Below are 19,591 nucleotides of genomic sequence, written 5' to 3'. Positions count from 1 at the left end.
ATCTAGCCTTTAAATAATATTAAAAAATTTAATTATAAAAATAGTTGACATAAAAAATTCATATGTTATAATATTACTTGTGTTTCGCATGGAGAGATGGTCGAGTTGGTTTAAGGCACCGGTCTTGAAAACCGGCGTACCTTTGCGGGTACCCAGGGTTCGAATCCCTGTCTCTCCGCCAAACAATAACCTGTTCTTATGAACAGGTTTTTTTATGTATAGAAAATTATAATAAATCAAAATTTGTAGATAACTTTGAGCGTATAGTAAAACTCATAGTCCACAGAGTATATTTTTTATATACATATTTAAGAAAGTATATAAATTTATATATTAGAATATTTACTATTGATATTAAATTAAAATATAACTATATATTAAAATGGATAAAGAAAAAACTTTAAAAAAGGTGTTGACAGTAAAATACCTTGTTGTTATAATAGTAAATGTCTTTAATACGGAGAGATGGTCGAGTTGGTTTAAGGCACCGGTCTTGAAAACCGGCGTACCTTTACGGGTACCCAGGGTTCGAATCCCTGTCTCTCCGCCATATATATTTTAAATATAGAGGGCACATGGAGAATTACTCAAGTGGCTGAAGAGGCGCCCCTGCTAAGGGCGTAGGTCGGGCAACTGGCGCCCGGGTTCAAATCCCGGATTCTCCGCCATAAGCATCTAACATTAGTTAGGTGCTTTTTTGTTATTTAAAAAAGTATAAGTGTTATAAAAATAATAGTATTTAGGATATAATTAAAATATATAAATTAAAAAATAGGAGTTAATTATGGGAATTAGATTTATTTATGGGAGAGCAGGAAGTGGAAAAAGCAGATTTTGTTTAGAACAAATTAAAAAGAAATTAGATAATAAAAAACAAAATAAATTAATACTTATAGTTCCAGAACAATATACATTCCAAACAGAAAAAAAACTTTTAGATATAGTAGGAGAAAAAGCATTATTAAGAACGGAAGTTTTGAGCTTTAAAAGAATGGCTCATAGAGTTTTTGAAGAGTGCGGAGGTAGAGTTCACCAAAGTATGAAGGATGAAGGTAAGAGTATGCTTATTTATAAATTACTTCAAGAAAAAGGTGATACTTTAGAATATTTTAATAAGATATCAAAGGAACAAGGTTTTATTGAAATAGTATCTAAAACTCTTACTGAATTTAAAAAGTATAAAGTTTCTAAAGAGGAATTATTAGATGCTTTAGAAAAAATAGAGGATGAAGAATTAAAGGAAAAGATTAATGATTTAGCAGATATTTATAGTGAATATAACAAAAGAATCGAAAGTAATGTTATAGATAGTGATGATGAACTTACTATACTCGCTAAAAAGCTTAAAAACTGCTGTATTTATGATGATGCAGAAATCTGGATTGATGAATTTACAACTTTTACTCCTCAGCAACTTGATGTAATTTGTGAATTAGCTTTTCATGCAAGTAAAATTAATATAACTCTTTGTATGGATGAATTAGGTAATGGAAAGGAATCAGAAGTTACAGATATTTTTAATGCGCTAAAGAATACTGAATATAGAATAGTTAAACTTATGGAAGAAAATAATATTTCTTATTTAGAGCCTATAAATTTAAATAGGGAGTATCCATATAGATTTAAAGACAGTGAGGAACTAAAGCATATTGAAAAACATTTCTTTACTTATCCCTTTAAAATATATAAAGGTCCTAATAAAGATGTAAGACTTTATAAGGCTAATAATAGTTATGATGAAATAGATATGATAGCTAAAGATATAGTAAGACTAGTTAGGGATAAAGGTTATAGATATAAAGATATAGCAGTTGTTTGTAGAGACATAGATTCTTATGAAAAGATAACTTCTGTTATATTCAAGCAATATGACATTCCATATTTTTTAGATAAGAAAATAGAAGTTTTAAGTAATCCATTAGTAATATTAATAATGTCAGCCTTTGAAATACTTATACAAAATTGGTCTTATGAGAGTGTTTTTAAGTATTTAAAAAGTGGCCTTGTAAAAATTGAAAGAGAATATGTTGATATTTTAGAAAATTATATATTAGCTAATGGATTAAAGGGATATAGATGGACCACAGAAGAGGTTAATGATGGATATTTTGAAAGTGAGGATGTTTATAGTAATCCTGATGAACTTATAATAAAGGAAATAATGGAGGATGTAAGAGCTCCAATTATGAGGTTCCACAAAAAGATAAAAGGAAATAAGTCAGTTAGAATTATATGCTCAGCTATATATGAATTATTAATTGATTTAGATGTATTTAATAGAATAGATGAATGGATTGAAGGCTTTAAAGAAGAAGGATTAGAGGATAAAGTTAAGGAATATGAGCAAGTTCCATCAATGGTTATGGAAATATTAGATCAGGCTGTTGATGTAATTGGAAATGATAAATTATCTCCTAAGGAATTTTATAAAGTTTTAAATGCTGGATTTGAAATTAAAGAAATAGGAGTTATTCCAGTTGCTTTAGATCAGGTTAATATAGGAGATATTGCAAGGGTTAAAGGAAGAGAAGTTAAAGCTTTATATATTGTTGGAGTTAATGATGGAGTATTACCATCAGTAACTAAAGAAGAGGGAATATTATCAGATGCAGATAGGGATATTTTAAAGGAAAGAGGAATAGAACTTGCTGCAACAACAAGGACTAGAGCCTTTGAGGAACAATATATGGTTTATACAGCTTTAACTATTCCAAGTAAATATTTAATGATTACTTACCCTATGGCAGACTTTGAAGGAAAATCCCTTAGACCATCAATTATAATACCTAGAATTAAAAGAGTTTTAAGTAACTTAAAAGAAGAAAGTGACATATTTAATTATCCACAAAAGTATGATAGCTTTAATAAAGTTACAACTCCTATACCAACCTTTAATGAACTTATATTAGCTCTTAGAAAACAGGCTGATAGGGAAGAAATTGATGATTATTGGAGAGAAGTATTTAGTTGGTATATGAAGCATAAAGATTTTGAAGATAAAACTAATATAATTTTTAAGGGAATTAATTATTCAAATATTGGAGAAGAAATTTCTAGAGAAAAGATTAAAGAGCTTTATCAGAATGAAAATGGTAATTTAAGATTTAATGTTTCAAGGCTTGAAAAATATGCATCTTGTCCATTTTCTTATTTTATTCAGTATGGACTTAAAGCTAAGGATAGAAAAATATATGAGTTTTCAGCACCAGATTTAGGTTCATTTATGCATGATATATTAGATAAGTTTACTAATAAAGTTAAAGATGAAAAAATATCATGGTCAGAACTTACAGGTGAAAAATGCAGGAATATTGTTTCAGATCTTATTGATGTAAAACTTAAAGAGGAAACTAATTCAATATTAAATAGTACAAAAAAATATAAATATTTTACTGATAGATTTAAGAGGGTAATTTCAAAATCTGTTTCTGTTATTTCAGAGCAAATGAAAAGAGGAGAGTTTGAAGTATTTAGAAATGAGTTTGAATTTGGAAATATGGATGGTGGAGAGCCTATAAAGCTTGATTTACCTACTGGAGAAAGAGTTTATTTAACAGGTAGAATTGATAGAATAGATACTCTTAATATGGATGGTAACACATATCTTAGAGTTATTGATTACAAATCAGGTGCTAAGAAATTTGATTTAACAGAAGCTTATTATGGTATACAAATTCAGCTTTTAGTTTATTTAGATGCCCTTCTTAGAAATTCAGAGTACATTTTAAATACAGGGGCAGTGCCTGGTGCAATTTTATATTTTAGAATAGATGATCCAATAATAAAGAGTACTAAAGAATTAGATGATGAAGAAATTCAAAAGCAAATACTAGATAAACTTAAAATGAATGGACTTCTTTTAAAGGATGCTAAAGTTGTTAGGGCTATGGATAATACTATGGAAACTTATTCTCTTATAATTCCAGCAAGCTTTAAGAAAGATGGAGATTTTTCATCTAGAAGTTCAGTTGCAACAGAAGAGCAGTTTGAAATTTTAAGGGAATATGTAAATATGAAGATGGTAGAACTTTGTACTGATATGTTAAGTGGAAAAATTAAAATTGAACCTACCAAAAATAATCAAAGGGCATACTGCGAGTATTGCGATTATTCAGCTATATGTCAATTTGATACTAGTATAAAGGATAATAGATATAAATTAGTAATTAAAAAAAGTGATGATGATATATGGAATAAGATTGAAAATAAAGTTAAAGGAGAGGAGGAAGAGAAGTAATGGGAGAAACTAAATGGACGAAGGAACAACTTGAAGCAATTAATACTAGAAATAGTAATCTTTTAGTGGCAGCAGCGGCAGGTTCAGGTAAAACGGCAGTTTTAGTTGAAAGAATAATAAAAATTGTAACTAATACAGAAAATCCAGTTGATATAGATAAACTTTTAGTTGTAACTTTTACAAGTGCAGCGGCGGCTGAGATGAGAGAGAGAATAGCAGCTGCAATTACAAAAGAACTTGAAAAAAATCCGAATTCTAAGGTACTTCAAAAACAATTAACACTTTTAAGTAGGGCAAATATAACAACAATGCACTCCTTTTGTTTGGATGTTATAAAAAATAATTTTCATACAATAGATTTGGACCCAGCCTTTAGAATTGGTGATGAAACTGAAGGAACTTTACTAAAAAGTGAGATTATAGATGAGCTTTTTGAAGATTTATATGAAAAGGATGATAAAGAATTTTTTGATTTAGTTGAAGCTTATTCTGGAAGTAGAGATGATGAAAAATTAAAAGATATTATATTAAGTCTTTATAGATTTTCAATGAGCGGGCCTTGGCCAGAAAAATGGCTTAAAGAAAAGGCTGAAGAATTTAATATTAATTCATTAGATGAACTTAATAAAACAGTTTGGGTTAAAGTTTTAAAAGATGATATAAGTATGGAAGTAGATAGCTTTATTAATATGTATCATAAGGCTATAGAGGTAATACAAGAAACAGAAGGAATTGAAGCTTATTTAGATGTTTTTAATGATGAATTGTCTAGTCTTATTAATTTAAGGGAAGGATTAGATGAAGGCTTAGAAGAAATTTATGAAGGACTTTCAAAAATAAGTTTTGGAAGACTTAAATCTATAAGAAAAAACAATGTAAGTGATCCAGATTCACAAGATTTAGTTAAGGGAATAAGGGATCAGGTTAAGAAGAAAATAGGAAAGCTTAAAGATGATGTATTTGCGATGACACCAGAAGAATCACTAGATGGAATAAAGGGGGCATATCCTTTTATGAAAAAACTTTCTGAAATTACATTAGAGTTTTATAAAAGGTTTAGTGATAGAAAAAAAGAAAAGAATATGCTAGATTTTAATGATTTAGAGCATTTTTGTCTAAAAATACTTATAAGTGAAGATGAAAATGGTGAGATAGTTCCATCAAAAGTAGCAGAAAAGTTTAGAGAATTTTTTGATGAAGTATTAGTTGATGAATATCAGGATTCTAACAATGTTCAAGAGGCTATTATAAACCTTGTTTCTAGAAAGAATACAGAGAACCCTAATGTATTTATGGTTGGAGATGTTAAGCAAAGTATTTATAGATTTAGACAGGCAAAACCTGAATTATTTTTAGAAAAGTATAATACCTATTCAAAGGAAGAGGGAAAACTTAATAGAGTCATACAGCTTTATAAAAATTTTAGAAGTAGAGAAGAAGTTATAAATGGTGTTAATTTTATATTCAAGGAAGTTATGTCAAATAGTGTTGGAGAACTTGAATATACAGAGGATGAAGCCTTAAACTTAGGAGCAAATTTTAAAGAGTTAAAGGAAGAAGGCTGTTATAATGGTGGAAAAGTAGAACTTCATATATTAGATAAAAATGATTTAAAAGTAGACGAAGATTTAGAAGATGATGAGGATATAGATTCAATAAATTTAGAGGCAAGGGTTGTGGCAAAGAGAATAGTAACTCTTATGTCACAGGCAAATGAAAAGAATTTTAGAGTTTTAGATAAGGAAACAGGAGAGTATAGACCTCTTAAATATAAAGATATAGTAATACTTTTAAGGGCAACTAAAAATTGGTCAGAAATATTTTTAGATGAACTTGGTTTAGAGGGTATTCCTGTTTATGCAGATACAGGTTCTGGTTATTTTGAATCAATAGAAATAAGAACTATTATGTCTTTATTAAAAATAATAGATAATCCACTTCAAGATGTGCCTATGATAGCTGTATTAAGATCACCTTTTATGGGATTTACATCAGAGGAACTTGGAGATATTAGGATAGTAAATAAAGATAAATATTTTTATGAAAATATTATTTCAATTACTAAGGATGAAACAAATGTTTCAGAGAAACTTAAAAATAAATGTGAAATAGTAGTTAGTAACATTAATAAGTGGAGAAACAAGTCAGTATATATGCCAATAGATGAATTTATTTGGTATTTATATATGGATACAGCTTACTATGCTTATGTTGGAGCTATGCCAAATGGAGTTTTAAGACAGGCAAATTTAAAAATACTTTTCCAAAGAGCAAGACAATATGAAAAAACAAGTTTTAAAGGACTATTTAATTTTATCAATTTTATAAATAAACTTAGAAAGTCATCAGGGGATATGGGAAGTGCAAAGATACTTGGAGAAAATGAAGATGTTGTTAGAATTATGAGTATCCACAAAAGCAAGGGATTAGAGTTCCCAGTTGTATTTTTAGCTGGAGCTGGAAAACAGTTTAATTTAATGGATTTAAATAATCAAATTCTTTATCATGATGATTTAGGATTTGGACCTGATTATGTAAATTTAAATAAGAGAATTAGTTATAGTACTTTACCTAAGGAAGCTATTAAGAAAAAGATAAGATTAGAAACTCTTTCAGAGGAAATGAGAATATTATATGTTGCCTTTACTAGAGCTAAAGAAAAACTTATTATTACAGGTTCTGTTAGAGATATAGATAAAACTGTGGAAAAGTGGGCTCAATCGGCAAGTATTGAAAAAGAAAAAATATCACCATCAGAAGTTTTAAAGGGAAAATCTTATTTAGATTGGATTGGAATGGCTTTATGTCAGCATAAAGATGGGGAAGTTTTAAGAGATAAAATAGGTGTTAATAATAATATTGCAAAAGATGACTTATCCACATGGAATATAGATTTATGGAATAGAAATGATTTAATTGTGGAAAAAAATTTAGAGGCTGTGGATGAAATTTCAGCTGATGAAGAGTTGTTTATAAATTCTAAAGTAGAAACTGTGGATAAAGAAATTGAAAGAAGGCTTGGATACAAATATAAATTTAAGGAAGCTACCATACTTAAGAGTAACTTTTCAGTATCTGATTTAAAGAAAGCTAATTATAATGAAGAAGAAGATTATAATGGTGAAAGTTTATTTAAAGATGATATAGTAATTAAACCAAGATTCCTTCAAGGAGAAAAAGGACTATCAGGAGCAGAAAGAGGAACGGCAGTTCACTTTGTTATGCAAAAGATTGATTATGATAGAGTAAATTCTTTAAGTGAAATAAAAGAACAACTTGAAGAAATGGTTCAAAATGAGCTTTTAACTTCAGAAGAATTTAAGGCTGTTAATCCATTTAAGGTATTTAATTTCTTTAAGAGTGATTTAGGAAAGAGAATACTTAAGGTATATAATGATGGTGGTATGGTTAGAAGAGAATTACCATTTTACACTAATATAAGTGCAAAGGAAGTAAATAAGGATTTAGACGACAGTTCAGTTAATGAAGAGGTTAGACTTCAAGGAGTAATAGACCTTTTCTTTGAAGAAAATGGTGAAGTTGTACTTGTTGATTATAAAACTGATTATGTTGTAGATAATATAGAAGAAGAGATGAAGAAGAAATATAAGATACAACTTGATTATTATGAAGAGGCGTTAGAGAAGATTACAAATAAAAAGGTATCTAGTAGATATTTATACTTATTCTATCCTGAAAGTGAAATAGAAATTTAATTATAACCATTTATGGTAATATTAAAAATATGATATTATAAAAAGTATATGTAGGTTACGAAAATTTTTAGGAGGAAAAGTAGTGGATAAAATATTTGAATTATATAACAAGTTTAAAGAACAAATATTATATATAGTTTTTGGTGTATTAACAACAGCAATAAATATTGTAAGTTTCTTTGTTTGCACTAGAGCCTTTGGATTAGGAGTTATGACAAGTAATGTAATAGCTTGGATTACATCTGTGTTATTTGCCTTTGTAACTAATAAAATATATGTTTTTAATAGTAGAAATTATAGTATTAAGTTTGTACTTAAAGAATTATTTGATTTTACTGTTTCAAGAGGTGCAACTGGTGCTTTAGATATGGGACTTATGTATTTATTTGTATCAGTAATTCATATGGAAGATATGATTAGTAAAATAATAATAAACATAATTGTTATTATTTTAAATTATGTATTGAGTAAATTGTATGTATTTAGAAAGAGAGATTAGTTTTAATCTCTCTTTTTTATATATTCTTTAGCTTCTTTTAGTAAATAGTCTTTATTGTTTAACTTAGGATTTTCCAAAACCAACTTAAAAAGATGGTTTAAGGTATCACCTATAATTTTTCCTGGAGTTATTGATAAATTATTTATTAAATCACTTCCATCTATTGAAAGGTCTTTAACTGATAGAGGCTCCTTTGAATTTATAATTTTATTTGCTTTATCTTTCATAATATTAAGCTTATTTAAAGGAGTGATAGAATCCTTTAAAGATTTAATATCAGCCTCTTGAAGAGAAAATAATAAATTAATATTTTCTAGGGAAACCCTGTTTATAAGTCTTTTAATTGCAGCATCACTTGGATTATCTAAAACATTCATATGTTCTTTAATAAGTAAAGAAACATTTTTTATAGTTTTATTATCAAAACGCAATCTTTTAAGTATTTTTTTTGTTATATCAGAGCTAACATTATTGTGACCAAAGAATCTTCCATTACCTTTTTCATCAAGGAAGAAACATTCTGGTTTTCCTATATCGTGAAATAATGCTGCTAACCTTAATGTTAAATCTTTAGGTGTATTTTCTAATACAGATAAACTATGATTAAATACGTCTTCGTGATGGTACTTATTTCTTTGATTAAAATCTATTGAAGGAGTAAGTTCAGGAATTATTATATCTAAAATTCCACATTCTTTTAATAAAAGAAAGCCTTTCCTAGGGTTATCTGATAATAATATTTTTGATAATTCATCTCTTATACGTTCTAAACTTATATTTTTAATTAGAGATTTATTTCTTATTATTGCATTTAGAGTTTTTTCTTCAATAGAAAAACCTAATTGTGAAGAAAATCTAATTGCACGTAACATTCTAAGGGCATCTTCATTAAATCTTGTATTACTATCCCCTACAGTTCTTATAATTTTATTTTTAAGATCCTCTATTCCATTAAAATAATCTTTAAGTCCTTCTTTGTCATTATAAGCAAAAGCATTTATAGTAAAATCCCTTCTTGAAAGATCATCTTTAATATTTGTAACAAAGGAAACTTCTTCTGGATGCCTATTATCTTTATAGGTTCCTTCTGTTCTGTAAGTTGTAACCTCAAAGGGTTCATTATTTATAAGAACAGTTATAGTTCCATGTTTAATACCAGTTGGTATTGTTTTTTCAAATAAGGATTCAGTTATTGATGGAGGTGCTGAGGTTGCAATATCGTAATCTTTAGGATTTTTTGAAAGTAAAGAATCACGTATACATCCACCAACCATGTAGGCTTCATATCCATTATTATAAAAATTTTCTATTATAAATTTAACTGGAATTGGTATATTTATTTTCATAGAATACTCCTTGTAAAATTAAAATATCTTATCTACTATTTTAATAGATAAGATATTTTAAATAAACATTATAATTATTTTATTATAATTTTAGAACCTTTAGGTAATGTATCATAAAGCCATTTTGAATCTTCTAATGATAACCTAATACAACCATGAGATGCAGGAGTTCCTAAAGTTGTGTCTAATACAGTCTTTTGGTCTTTATCGTAGGGAACTGAATGGAATAAATAATCTCCATCAAATTGTACCCAATACTTGCCCCCTTGCTTAAATTTTTCTGAGAAAAACCATGTATCTCTATTTTGAACAGTATAAACTCCAGATGGAGTTTCTTTATCTGTAATTCCAGTTGAGCATTTCATAGATTTTTTTAGTGCCCATTTATTTTTTGAACCAGTATATACATTAGTGTTTTGAGATGCTGTGTCTACATAAACTAAATAATCAGTTAAACTTTCAATATCTAGTGTGTTTATGTTTGAAACATTTATAGCACTTACAAGCTGAGAAGAGGTAGATACTGAAGAATTTTTATTATTTGCTAAATAAGTATCTTTAGCTGATTTTAATTCTTCAATTTTTTCAACAAGTTCTTTATCTTTAGATAATATATTAAATTTACTTTCTATTAAGTTAATTGCAGCAGTAAAATATTCCTTATCTTTATATTCACTTACTTGTTTTAATAAATCTTCTTTAATTTTAGTTTTACACTTAGATATATATTCTAATGAAGTTTTATAACTGGAATCAGTACTAGGTATTTTCTTTAATATATCTAAAGCTTCTTCAAATTTTCCTTCATTAAAACAAGATATTCCTTTTGATAAAGTACTATTATTATTTGATACAACAGATACTGTACTACTTGAATCTAATATAGCGTATTTTTTAATTTCATTAACAATAACTGCTACCTCATCTGAGGTTATTTCATTTAAACTTAACTTTTCATTTAAAGTGCTTAATTTATTTTTAAAGTACTCTGATAAATCATTTTCTAATAAAAATGATTTAAATAAGTTAGAATTTTCATTAACTACAAGATGATTATTAGCTGTTATATATTCATTTGAATTAAAGTAGTCTTTAAACTTATTAATAAAAGAGTTATATCTAAAGCCTTGATAACTTAATAGACTTCCTATAATTAAAGTAAGGGCTACAGAAATAATTCCTAACTTTTTAAAGTTTATTTTATCTTTAAGTTTTAATTTTTTAGACTCTGTAGAGCTTTCATTTTGATTTGTTATGTTATTTTTTATATCTGACAATATAATTCCTCCTAAAATAAATGATCTATTTTGATTTTTGACCATATTTTGGAATAATAAACATAAAATATTTAATAATATAGATTAGTATGGTACTATAATTAAAGAGGATTTAGGAGAAAATAAATACATAAGGATTTTAAAGGAGTAAAAAAAGTGGAAAAAGAAAAAAAAGATAATTTTTTTAGTAAACTAAAAAATAATATATATAATATAAAAACATTTTCTGAATATGTAAAAGAAGGCCTTGGAAAAGCTATATTATATGCACTTTTATTAAGTCTTATAATTGGAGGAATACAAGGAATCTATATGGGATTTAGAGCAAAGAATACCATTGAGAAAAATATAAGTGAATTTAATAATCCAAAATATGATTTTACAATAAAAGATGGAGTATTAAATATGAAGAACAGTCCTATAAAGATTAATGAAAATAACGGCGTTTTTTATTTGGACAGCAAAAAGGACTTAAAAGATGCTGAATCTCTAAAGAATATATATGTTCATGAAAATATGTATGTGTTATTTCTTAAAGACGGTATTAAAGTTGGACAGGGAGCTAATTTAAATAAGGAATTTGCTTATAAGGATTTATTTAGTGGCCCAATTGATAATAAGGCAATTATTAGCGATATGAAGTATTTAGCAATAATTATAGTACCAATTTTAATAATAGTTACAATAGTTCAATACTTTGTTTCATTCTTATTAAACTGTCTACTTGTAACTGCATTCTCAATTATAATAGGAATGATAATGGGATTAAGAATTAGATCTAAAGCACTATATTCTTTAGCAATTTATGCAGGAACATTACCAAGTATATTATTATTACCATTTTCAATAATAAGACCTGGTGTATATTTTGATAATGCATTTATAGCAGGAGCAACTATATATGTTATTTTCATATTAAGATATATAAAGAAGGATCTTTTAGACAATATAAAAAAATTATAAGGTTAACTTAAAAATATATAATTAAAAGCAGAAGAATAAACTATTTATAATGGTTATTCTTTTGCTTTTTTTATTAAGTAAATTATATTTTGAAACAGACCTTTTGATATAATAAAGTTATATTTAATGTGGTAGGAGGGGTAATATGAAAATTATTCACACAAGTGACTGGCATATTGGAAAGATAGTAAATGAATATTCTATGATAGAGGATCAAAAATATATATTAAATAAATTAATGGATTTAATTGATGAAGAGAAGCCAGATGTACTTATAATTGCAGGTGATATGTATGATAGATCAATTCCACCTGTTGAAGGGGTAGAATTACTTAATGAAGTTTTAAGTAAACTTATTACAGAAAAAGGCATAAAGGTACTAGCTATATCAGGTAATCATGATAGTGGAGAAAGGGTATCTTTTGGAGAAGAAATATTAGAAAAACAAGGATTATATATTTCAGGAAGAGATTTAGAATTGTACAAGAAGGTAGTTATTAAAGATGGAGATAGTAATGTTAACTTCTATTTAGTACCATATAAAGATCCTTCTGTAGTTAAGAAAATTTTAGATAACAAAGAGATAAGAAATCATAATGATGCAATGAAAAGTATAATAAATCTTATAGAAGAAAAAATGAATAAGAAAGAGAGAAATATATTAATTGCTCATGGATATGTAACAATATATAGAGATGAAGCAAAGGAAAATGAAACTAATAAATATGAAGCAGCACACCTTCAAACAAGTGAATCAGAAAGACCACTTTCTATTGGAGGGACAGATCTTATAGACTGCAATATATTTAATTATTTTGATTATGTAGCCTTAGGACATTTACATGGTAGGCAGAAAATAGGAAGGGAAGAAGTTAGATATTCAGGTTCTTTACTTAAATATTCCTTTTCAGAAATAAATCAAAAGAAAGGTGTTACAATTTTTGAAATAGATGAAAATAAGAAGGTAACAATTAATTTAAAAGAGATTAAGCCTTTAAGGGATTTAAGAATTATAAAAGGAAAAATTGATGCTTTAATAGAAGAAGGAAGAGATTTAAAAGAAGGAAAAGATGATTATATACAGGCAGTATTATTAGATGAAGGTGAACTTATAAATCCAATTGAAAAGTTAAGGGCAGTATATAAAAATGTTATGCTTATAACTAGGGAAAATAAAAGAAACTATGATGAAAATAATACTTCAGCTAAAAGAGGATATAAGAGTAAATCAGAAAAGGAATTATTTAAAGAATTTTATGAAGCTTTAGGAAATGGTGAATTTACTGAAGCTAAGGATGAAGTTATAAATAAAACTATAAATGAAGTATTAAAAAGGGAGGTGTAATTTATGAGACCTATTAATCTTAAAATATCAGCCTTTGGCCCTTATGCAGAGGAGCAAAAGTTAGATTTTATAGAGTTAAATGGAAGAAATATATTTGTTATAACAGGTGCAACAGGTTCTGGAAAAACAACAATATTTGATGCAATAAGTTATGCTTTATATGGAGAGGCAAGTGGGGAGTTTAGAGATAATGATTCTTTAAGAAGTCACTTTGCAGATGATGATACTGAAACTTATGTAGAATTAGAGTTTGAACTTAGAGGAGAAGTTTATAAAATTCTAAGAAGTCCAAAACAAATGAGAAAGAAAACTAGGGGAGAAGGTTATACAGAAAAGGAAGCAGAAGCAGAACTTATCCTTCCAAATGGAAAGGTAATTACAAAGGTTAATAATGTTACTAAGAAAATAACTGAAGTTCTAGGAATTACAAAGGAACAGTTTAAGCAGATAGTAATGCTTCCTCAAGGAGAGTTTAAAAAATTACTTCTTGCAAGTTCAGTTGAGCGTGAAAGTATATTTAGAAAAATATTTAACACATATAATTTTGAAAGAATTCAATTAGAGCTTAAAGATAAAGCAATTAAGTTAAGTAAGGAAAGAAATTTATGTAAAGATAAGATGAAAACTTACTTAGAAAATATAAAGGGTAATCATAATATTTCAATTGGAGACTATATAGATTTTGATGCTGTTATAGAAGGCCTTAAAGAATTAATAAATGAGGAAAAAATAGAATATAAAAATAGTGAAAAAGAGTTAGTTATTATACAAGAATTACTTCAAAATAAAAATAAAGAAAAATTAATTGGAGAGCAAAATAATAAATTAATAGAAGAAAAAAGGATAGCAAAAAAATCTTTAGAAGAACTATTACTTAAAAGAGATATATTTATAGAAAAGAAAAAAGTTATTGATAAAGGTAAGAAGGCAAAAGAAGTTAATTATATTGAAGAGGGCTATATTCAAAGCAAAGATAGACTAGAAAAAAGAGAGAAAGATAATGAAGTAGCAACTAAAAATATTGAAAAGATAGAAAAAGAATTAAAAAAGTTAGAAGTTTTAGTAAAGTCAGAAGAAGATAATGAAGGTTATAGAACTAAACTAACAGAAGAAATAGGAATTTTAAAGGGATTGGAACCTAAAATTAAAGATTTTGAAAATAATAAAAAGTTATTAATATCTTTAGATAGTAGTATTAAAGGTATAAAAACTAAAATAGATAATAACGATAAAAAAATTAAAGAATTAAAAAAGGATAAGGAAGTTAATGAGAAAGTTCTAAAGGATATTAATGACCTTTCAATAAAGAGTATTAATTTAAAAACTGAAATAGAAAAGAAAGAAATATTAATTGAAGATATAAGAAAAGTCTTTAAGTGTATAGAAAGCTATGAAAAAGTATTAAGAGAGCATAGTTCTTTAGAAAAGAAATATGGTGAATTTGAAAAAGTTTATAAAGGTGTAAAAACAGAATATGAAAATATGGAGGATGTATATAGAAAGGAACAGGCTGGTATATTAGCAAAAACATTAAAAAATGGAATGCCATGTCCAGTTTGTGGTTCATTGGAACATCCAAATCCTGCAATAAATAATAATTTAAAGGTTCCAACAGAGGAAGAACTTAAAATTAAAAGAGAAGAATTTAAAAAACTAGACCAAGAAAACAATAATCAAATAATAAAATTAACAGATATAAATTCAACTAAGAAAAATTATCTTTTAAATGTAAATGAGGCTTTAAGTAAAATATCAAATATTATAAATGTTGAAGATAAATATAATAAGGATATTTATGAGAAGGTAAAGGGAAAAGGAATAAAATTAAAAGGTGATATAGATAGCTTAAATAAAGAACTTAAAAGTATAAATAATAAAATTAATAAAAAAGAGATTATAGAAAAAACATTAGAAAATATAGAAACTGAAATAAAAAATACTGAAAAATTAATAGAAGAATTAAATAAAGAGGATAAAAGCCTATTTGGTAAGTTGGAAGGGGTTAATACTTCAATAATGAATTTACAAAAGGAAATACCAAAAGAAGTATCAACAGTAGAAGTACTAACTAAATTAATAAGGGCTAAGGAATTAGAACTTGAAGAGAGTAAAAAGAAATTAGTAAGAGCAATTAATAATAGGGATAATTGTATAAAGGCCTTTGAAGGAGAGAAGTCAACAATTAAAGAGATTTCTAAAAACATTGGAGAAATAAAAGAAGAGATAAAGTTAAATAAAGAAAAATTCCATAATGCTTTAAGAAATGAAGGGTTTATATCTTTGGAAGAATATATTGCTTGCAAAAAATATATTATAGATTTAGATAAATTAAGTAATGAGATAGAAGAATATAAAAAGCAAGTGGAACTTTTAAATGAAAAGGTAAAAGACTTAACAGAGAAATGTAAGGATATTAAAATATTAGAAATAGAAAAAATAAATGAGGTTATAAAAAATCTAACAGTAGATAAAACTGAAAAAGAAAGTAAAGTTCGTGAGGAATACTCAATTCTTCAAAATAATATGAATGTCTTAAAGAAGGTTAAGGAATTAAATACTAAGTTTAGAGAAAAAGAAGAGGAATATAAGGTAATAGGAGAACTTTCAGAACTTGCTAATGGTAAAAAGAGTCCTTATATATCCTTTGAAAGATATGTTTTAGCTTCTTATTTTCAAGATATAATAGATGCGGCAAATTTAAGACTTGAAAAGATGACTGGAGATAGGTTTACGTTAAAGAGAAAAACTAGTAAAAGTAAAGGAGCAGGTCAAAAGGGACTTGAACTTGAAATTTTTGATAACTATACTGCAAGTTCTAGAGATGTTAGTTCCTTATCTGGAGGAGAAAGCTTTAAGGCTTCTTTATCCCTTGCACTTGGACTTTCAGATGTTGTTCAATCAAGTAGTGGTGGGGTATCTTTAGAAACAATGTTTGTTGATGAAGGATTTGGAACATTAGATCCGCAATCTCTTGATAATGCAATAGATAGCCTTCTTGAATTACAAAGAGGTGGCAGATTAGTTGGTATAATATCTCACGTTGAGGAACTTAAGGAAAGATTAGATGCAAAACTTGAGGTAAGTGCTACTCAAAATGGAAGTTGTGCAAAGTTTAATGTTCTATAAAGAACATAGTATAAAAATTTAGTATTTCCTAATTAGAAAAATTTTATCTATATATGATTAATAAAAAGTTATATAAATTTTATAAAAATCCTCTGCTTTTTTAGTAGAGGATTTTTTATGTTATTTTGATTGTTTTTTATTTTCTCCATAAGCTTCAAGATCATATAAAACTTCAAAAAATCCTTGTGGATGCTGACAGGCTGGACAAATTTTAGGAGCTTCAGTTCCTTCGTAAATATAACCACAATTTCTGCATTTCCAATATTCTGTAGTATTACGTTTAAATAAAAGATCATCCTTTAAGTTAGCATAAAAATCTAAATAACGCTGTTCATGATGCTTTTCTATTTCAAGTATTTTCTTGAAGGCGTGACTAACTTCAGGATAGCCTTCTTCCTCTGCAACCTTTGCAAATTCAGGATAAGCAGTACCCCATTCTTCTCTTTCGCCTTGGGCCCCATATTGTAAATTATCTAATGTTGAACCAAAGCCTATAGGATAATCTGTATCAACATGAATTTGAGCACTTTTCCCTAAACCTTTAATCATTAGATAATAAAAAACTTTAGCGTGGGCTCTTTCGTTATCTGCTGTTTCTAAAAATATAGATTCAATTTGTTTGTAGCCCTCCTTAGATGCAACTCTTGCAAAAAAAGTATATCTATTTCTTGCTTGAGATTCTCCTGCAAAAGCTTTTGCTAAATTGTCTGCTGTTTTACTTCCTTTTAAACTTTTCATAAATAAAAACCCCTTTCAAATAGTTTATATATAGTATTAACTATTTAAAAGGGAATTATGTTTTTATTTAAGATTTCTATTATTACCTTTAAAGAAAAGTGTTAGTGCATTTGGACCTGCATGACTTCCTATTGCAAGACCTATATAATTAATAATTACTTCAGTATTATATTTTTCTCTTATCATATCTGCTAACTTAGTAGCATCATCTAAACAATCTCCATGAGATATGAATATAGTTTGATTACTTGGATCCACTACTTTTTCTTCAAACTTATTAAATAAAGATTTAATTGATTTTTTTCTGCCTTTTACTTTATCAAAGTTTTGAAGAGTACCATCATCAGGTATATAAAGAAGTGGTTTAAGTTGAAGTAGAGTACCAATAGTTGCAATTGTAGGAGAAATCCTACCCCCACGTTTTAAATGGTTCAAATCATCAACTGTAAATAAATGATTTACTTTAAGTTTAGTATCCTTTAAATAATTAACAATATCTTCTTTAGAAGCGCCTGACTCTTTAAGTTTACAAGCATCATACACTAAAAGACCAACTCCAAGAGATGCTGATCTACTATCTATTATTGAAATATCCGCATTAGGATAGTTTTCTAATATCTCTTCTTTAGCAATTAAGGAACTATTATAAGTACCACTTAAGGCTGAAGAAAATGCTATATACACTACAGGTATATTTTCTTTTGCATATTTCTCAAATACTTCATAAAATCTAAAACTGTTTATTTGTGATGTAGTAGGCATAATACCTTTTCTTAAATCATTATAAAATTCAGAATAACTTAAAGATTTACCACAATCTTCAATAAAATCTTTATTATTAAAGTTACAAATAAGGCCTATGTATTCTATAGAAAATTGTTTAATAAAGCTTTCTGGTAAATCACAACTAGAATCTGTCATTATAACAAAATTATTCATATTTAAAACCTCCTTTTATATAATAGGTTAAATTTTGCTAAGATATAATTATAAATATAAGCCATTAAATTATACCAGTAATTTAGAAATTTAATAACCTAATATATAATAATTTTATTTTAAATAAAGAATTAATGCAAATTTAGGATATAATACAAAAAAATGGTTGTTTAAATTGGAAAATAATGCTAAAATTTAACTGTATTATGTTGTTGATTAAGGTAGGTAAAGGTATGATTCAAAATAAAATTAAAGATAATATAAATGAATTGTCTAAAAAAGATATGATTGTACTTATAGAAAAATTAAAAAATAAACAAGAAATGCAAGAAAAATTTATATTAGATATATATCATGATTTAAGGTCTCCATTGAATGTTATTATGAGTGTTAATCAAATGCTAGAATCAATTAAAAAGAATAATGAATTGTATAATACAAAAGAAACAGAATATCTTAAAATGCTTAGGAGAAATAGTTATAAGATGTTAAAGTTAATAGATAACTTAATGGATGTTACAAAATTAGAAAAAAATCATTTTGAAATAAAAAAGAAAAATATAGAAATAGTTAGATTTATTGAAGGAACTATAGAATCCATTGATAAATATGCTAAGCAAAAAAACTTAACACTTATTTTTGATACAAATAAAGAGGAATGTATAGTAGCTATAGACCCAGAGGCTCTTGATAGAATTTGTATAAACTTAATTTCAAATGCTATAAAATTTTCAGAAAGTGAAAATTTTATATATATAACTCTTATGATAGATAATAAGTTAGTAAAGATAAGTTTTATGGATAATGGAATTGGAATTAGTAAAGAGGATCAAAAAAATATATTTAATAGATTTAATCAAGTAAATACAAATGGCGAATATAAAGGAAGTGGAATAGGATTAGACTTAGTTAAGTCTTTAGTTGAATTACATGGAGGAAGTGTAAGTTTAGAAAGTAAGCTAGGATATGGCTCTAATTTTATAATTACATTACCTAATGAAAAAATTGAATCTGAAGAAATTAAATTTGAGGAAGAAAGAAATAAGGTTCAATTATTAGAAATAGAATTTTCGGATATATATTTATAAATATTGATATACTAATAGAGAGTTTGTTATTTAGATTCTTTACTTAGTATATCAATTTAGAATAGGTTTGCACTACATAAATTTTTATGATAAAATATATCTGTTATATGGGGCGTTAGTTAAATGGATATAACATACCGCTACGGACGGTACATTATGGGTTCGATTCCTATACGCCCTACCATAAGAAGGATATTTAATATAAATATCCTTCTTTTTTTGTTGTATTTAGAATACCACCTGCTATGCGGGTGGTTCTAAAAAGCTTTCAGCGGTGAGTAGAAAATAAAAAACCTCCATTGTAAAATTATAGTAGG

At 26.8% G+C, this 19,591-nt stretch carries 11 protein-coding genes and 4 tRNA genes; 11 read left to right on the top strand and 4 right to left on the bottom strand.

Annotation, left to right across the window (positions count from 1 at the left end; translation table 11 throughout):
• The first annotated feature begins 90 nt into the window (after window positions 1–90).
• The 6 genes from J2S18_RS15895 to J2S18_RS15870 all read left to right on the top strand — a co-directional run bounded on the left by J2S18_RS15895 (window position 91) and on the right by J2S18_RS15870 (window position 8,452).
• Window positions 91–181: transfer RNA gene (locus J2S18_RS15895), tRNA-Ser, on the top strand.
• Between the two features lie 278 nt (window positions 182–459).
• Window positions 460–550 (top strand) — tRNA-Ser (locus J2S18_RS15890).
• A 27-nt stretch (window positions 551–577) separates the two neighbouring features.
• A tRNA-Ser gene (locus J2S18_RS15885) sits at window positions 578–668 on the top strand.
• 116 nt (window positions 669–784) lie between these two features.
• A complete protein-coding gene (gene addB, locus J2S18_RS15880) occupies window positions 785–4,237 on the top strand; it encodes a helicase-exonuclease AddAB subunit AddB (protein WP_307488313.1) in 3,453 nt (1,150 codons plus the stop codon).
• Window positions 4,237–7,953, top strand: coding sequence for a helicase-exonuclease AddAB subunit AddA (addA, locus tag J2S18_RS15875; protein ID WP_307488311.1), 3,717 nt, complete (start codon window positions 4,237–4,239; stop codon window positions 7,951–7,953). The genes addB and addA overlap by 1 nt, the downstream gene beginning before the upstream one ends.
• A gap of 82 nt (window positions 7,954–8,035) precedes the next feature.
• Window positions 8,036–8,452, top strand: a complete 417-nt coding sequence (locus J2S18_RS15870) for a GtrA family protein (protein WP_307488310.1) — start codon at window positions 8,036–8,038, stop codon at window positions 8,450–8,452.
• A 2-nt stretch (window positions 8,453–8,454) separates the two neighbouring features.
• Here the strand turns inward: J2S18_RS15870 and J2S18_RS15865 are convergent, their stop codons facing one another.
• A complete protein-coding gene (locus J2S18_RS15865; protein WP_307488308.1) occupies window positions 8,455–9,798 on the bottom strand; it encodes a CCA tRNA nucleotidyltransferase in 1,344 nt (447 codons plus the stop codon).
• A 74-nt stretch (window positions 9,799–9,872) separates the two neighbouring features.
• Entirely contained in the window at window positions 9,873–11,075 is a 1,203-nt protein-coding gene (locus J2S18_RS15860) for a L,D-transpeptidase (RefSeq protein ID WP_307488306.1), read from the bottom strand.
• A 156-nt stretch (window positions 11,076–11,231) separates the two neighbouring features.
• On the opposite strand from J2S18_RS15860, the gene J2S18_RS15855 reads away from it, so the two are divergent.
• The 3 genes from J2S18_RS15855 (at window position 11,232) to J2S18_RS15845 (ending at window position 16,509) form a co-directional block, all read left to right on the top strand.
• On the top strand, window positions 11,232–12,038 hold the full coding sequence (locus tag J2S18_RS15855) for a DUF1189 domain-containing protein (protein ID WP_307488304.1): 807 nt from the start codon (window positions 11,232–11,234) through the stop codon (window positions 12,036–12,038).
• 145 nt (window positions 12,039–12,183) lie between these two features.
• Entirely contained in the window at window positions 12,184–13,383 is a 1,200-nt protein-coding gene (locus J2S18_RS15850; protein WP_307488302.1) for an exonuclease SbcCD subunit D, read from the top strand.
• Window positions 13,384–13,386: 3 nt separating this feature from the next.
• Entirely contained in the window at window positions 13,387–16,509 is a 3,123-nt protein-coding gene (locus tag J2S18_RS15845; protein ID WP_307488300.1) for an AAA family ATPase, read from the top strand.
• Window positions 16,510–16,629: 120 nt separating this feature from the next.
• Here J2S18_RS15845 and rbr read toward each other — a convergent pair whose 3' ends face one another.
• Window positions 16,630–17,247 (bottom strand): rubrerythrin, encoded by a 618-nt coding sequence (gene rbr, locus J2S18_RS15840; protein WP_307488298.1) that lies wholly within the window; start codon window positions 17,245–17,247, stop codon window positions 16,630–16,632.
• 63 nt (window positions 17,248–17,310) lie between these two features.
• Complete coding sequence (locus J2S18_RS15835; RefSeq protein WP_307488297.1) at window positions 17,311–18,186, bottom strand: DegV family protein; 876 nt, start codon at window positions 18,184–18,186, stop codon at window positions 17,311–17,313.
• 233 nt (window positions 18,187–18,419) lie between these two features.
• On the opposite strand from J2S18_RS15835, the gene J2S18_RS15830 reads away from it, so the two are divergent.
• Window positions 18,420–19,274, top strand: a complete 855-nt coding sequence (locus J2S18_RS15830; protein ID WP_307488295.1) for a sensor histidine kinase — start codon at window positions 18,420–18,422, stop codon at window positions 19,272–19,274.
• A 109-nt stretch (window positions 19,275–19,383) separates the two neighbouring features.
• Window positions 19,384–19,458 (top strand) — tRNA-Arg (locus J2S18_RS15825).
• The last annotated feature ends 133 nt before the right edge of the window (window positions 19,459–19,591 follow it).

Source organism: Eubacterium multiforme (genome assembly GCF_030813415.1).
GTDB classification, from domain to species: Bacteria; Bacillota; Clostridia; order Clostridiales; family Clostridiaceae; genus Clostridium; species Clostridium multiforme.
This window is presented reverse-complemented; position numbering and strand designations above follow the sequence as displayed.

Excerpts from the sequence above, each read along its gene's own strand:
- addB (WP_307488313.1), top strand. The coding sequence starts at position 785 with ATGGGAATTAGATTTATTTATGGGAGAGCAGGAAGTGGAAAAAGCAGA.
- addA (WP_307488311.1), top strand. The coding sequence starts at position 4,237 with ATGGGAGAAACTAAATGGACGAAGGAACAACTTGAAGCAATTAATACT.
- J2S18_RS15865 (WP_307488308.1), bottom strand. The coding sequence starts at position 9,798 with ATGAAAATAAATATACCAATTCCAGTTAAATTTATAATAGAAAATTTT.
- J2S18_RS15850 (WP_307488302.1), top strand. The coding sequence starts at position 12,184 with ATGAAAATTATTCACACAAGTGACTGGCATATTGGAAAGATAGTAAAT.
- J2S18_RS15845 (WP_307488300.1), top strand. The coding sequence starts at position 13,387 with ATGAGACCTATTAATCTTAAAATATCAGCCTTTGGCCCTTATGCAGAG.
- rbr (WP_307488298.1), bottom strand. The coding sequence starts at position 17,247 with ATGAAAAGTTTAAAAGGAAGTAAAACAGCAGACAATTTAGCAAAAGCT.
- J2S18_RS15835 (WP_307488297.1), bottom strand. The coding sequence starts at position 18,186 with ATGAATAATTTTGTTATAATGACAGATTCTAGTTGTGATTTACCAGAA.
- J2S18_RS15830 (WP_307488295.1), top strand. The coding sequence starts at position 18,420 with ATGATTCAAAATAAAATTAAAGATAATATAAATGAATTGTCTAAAAAA.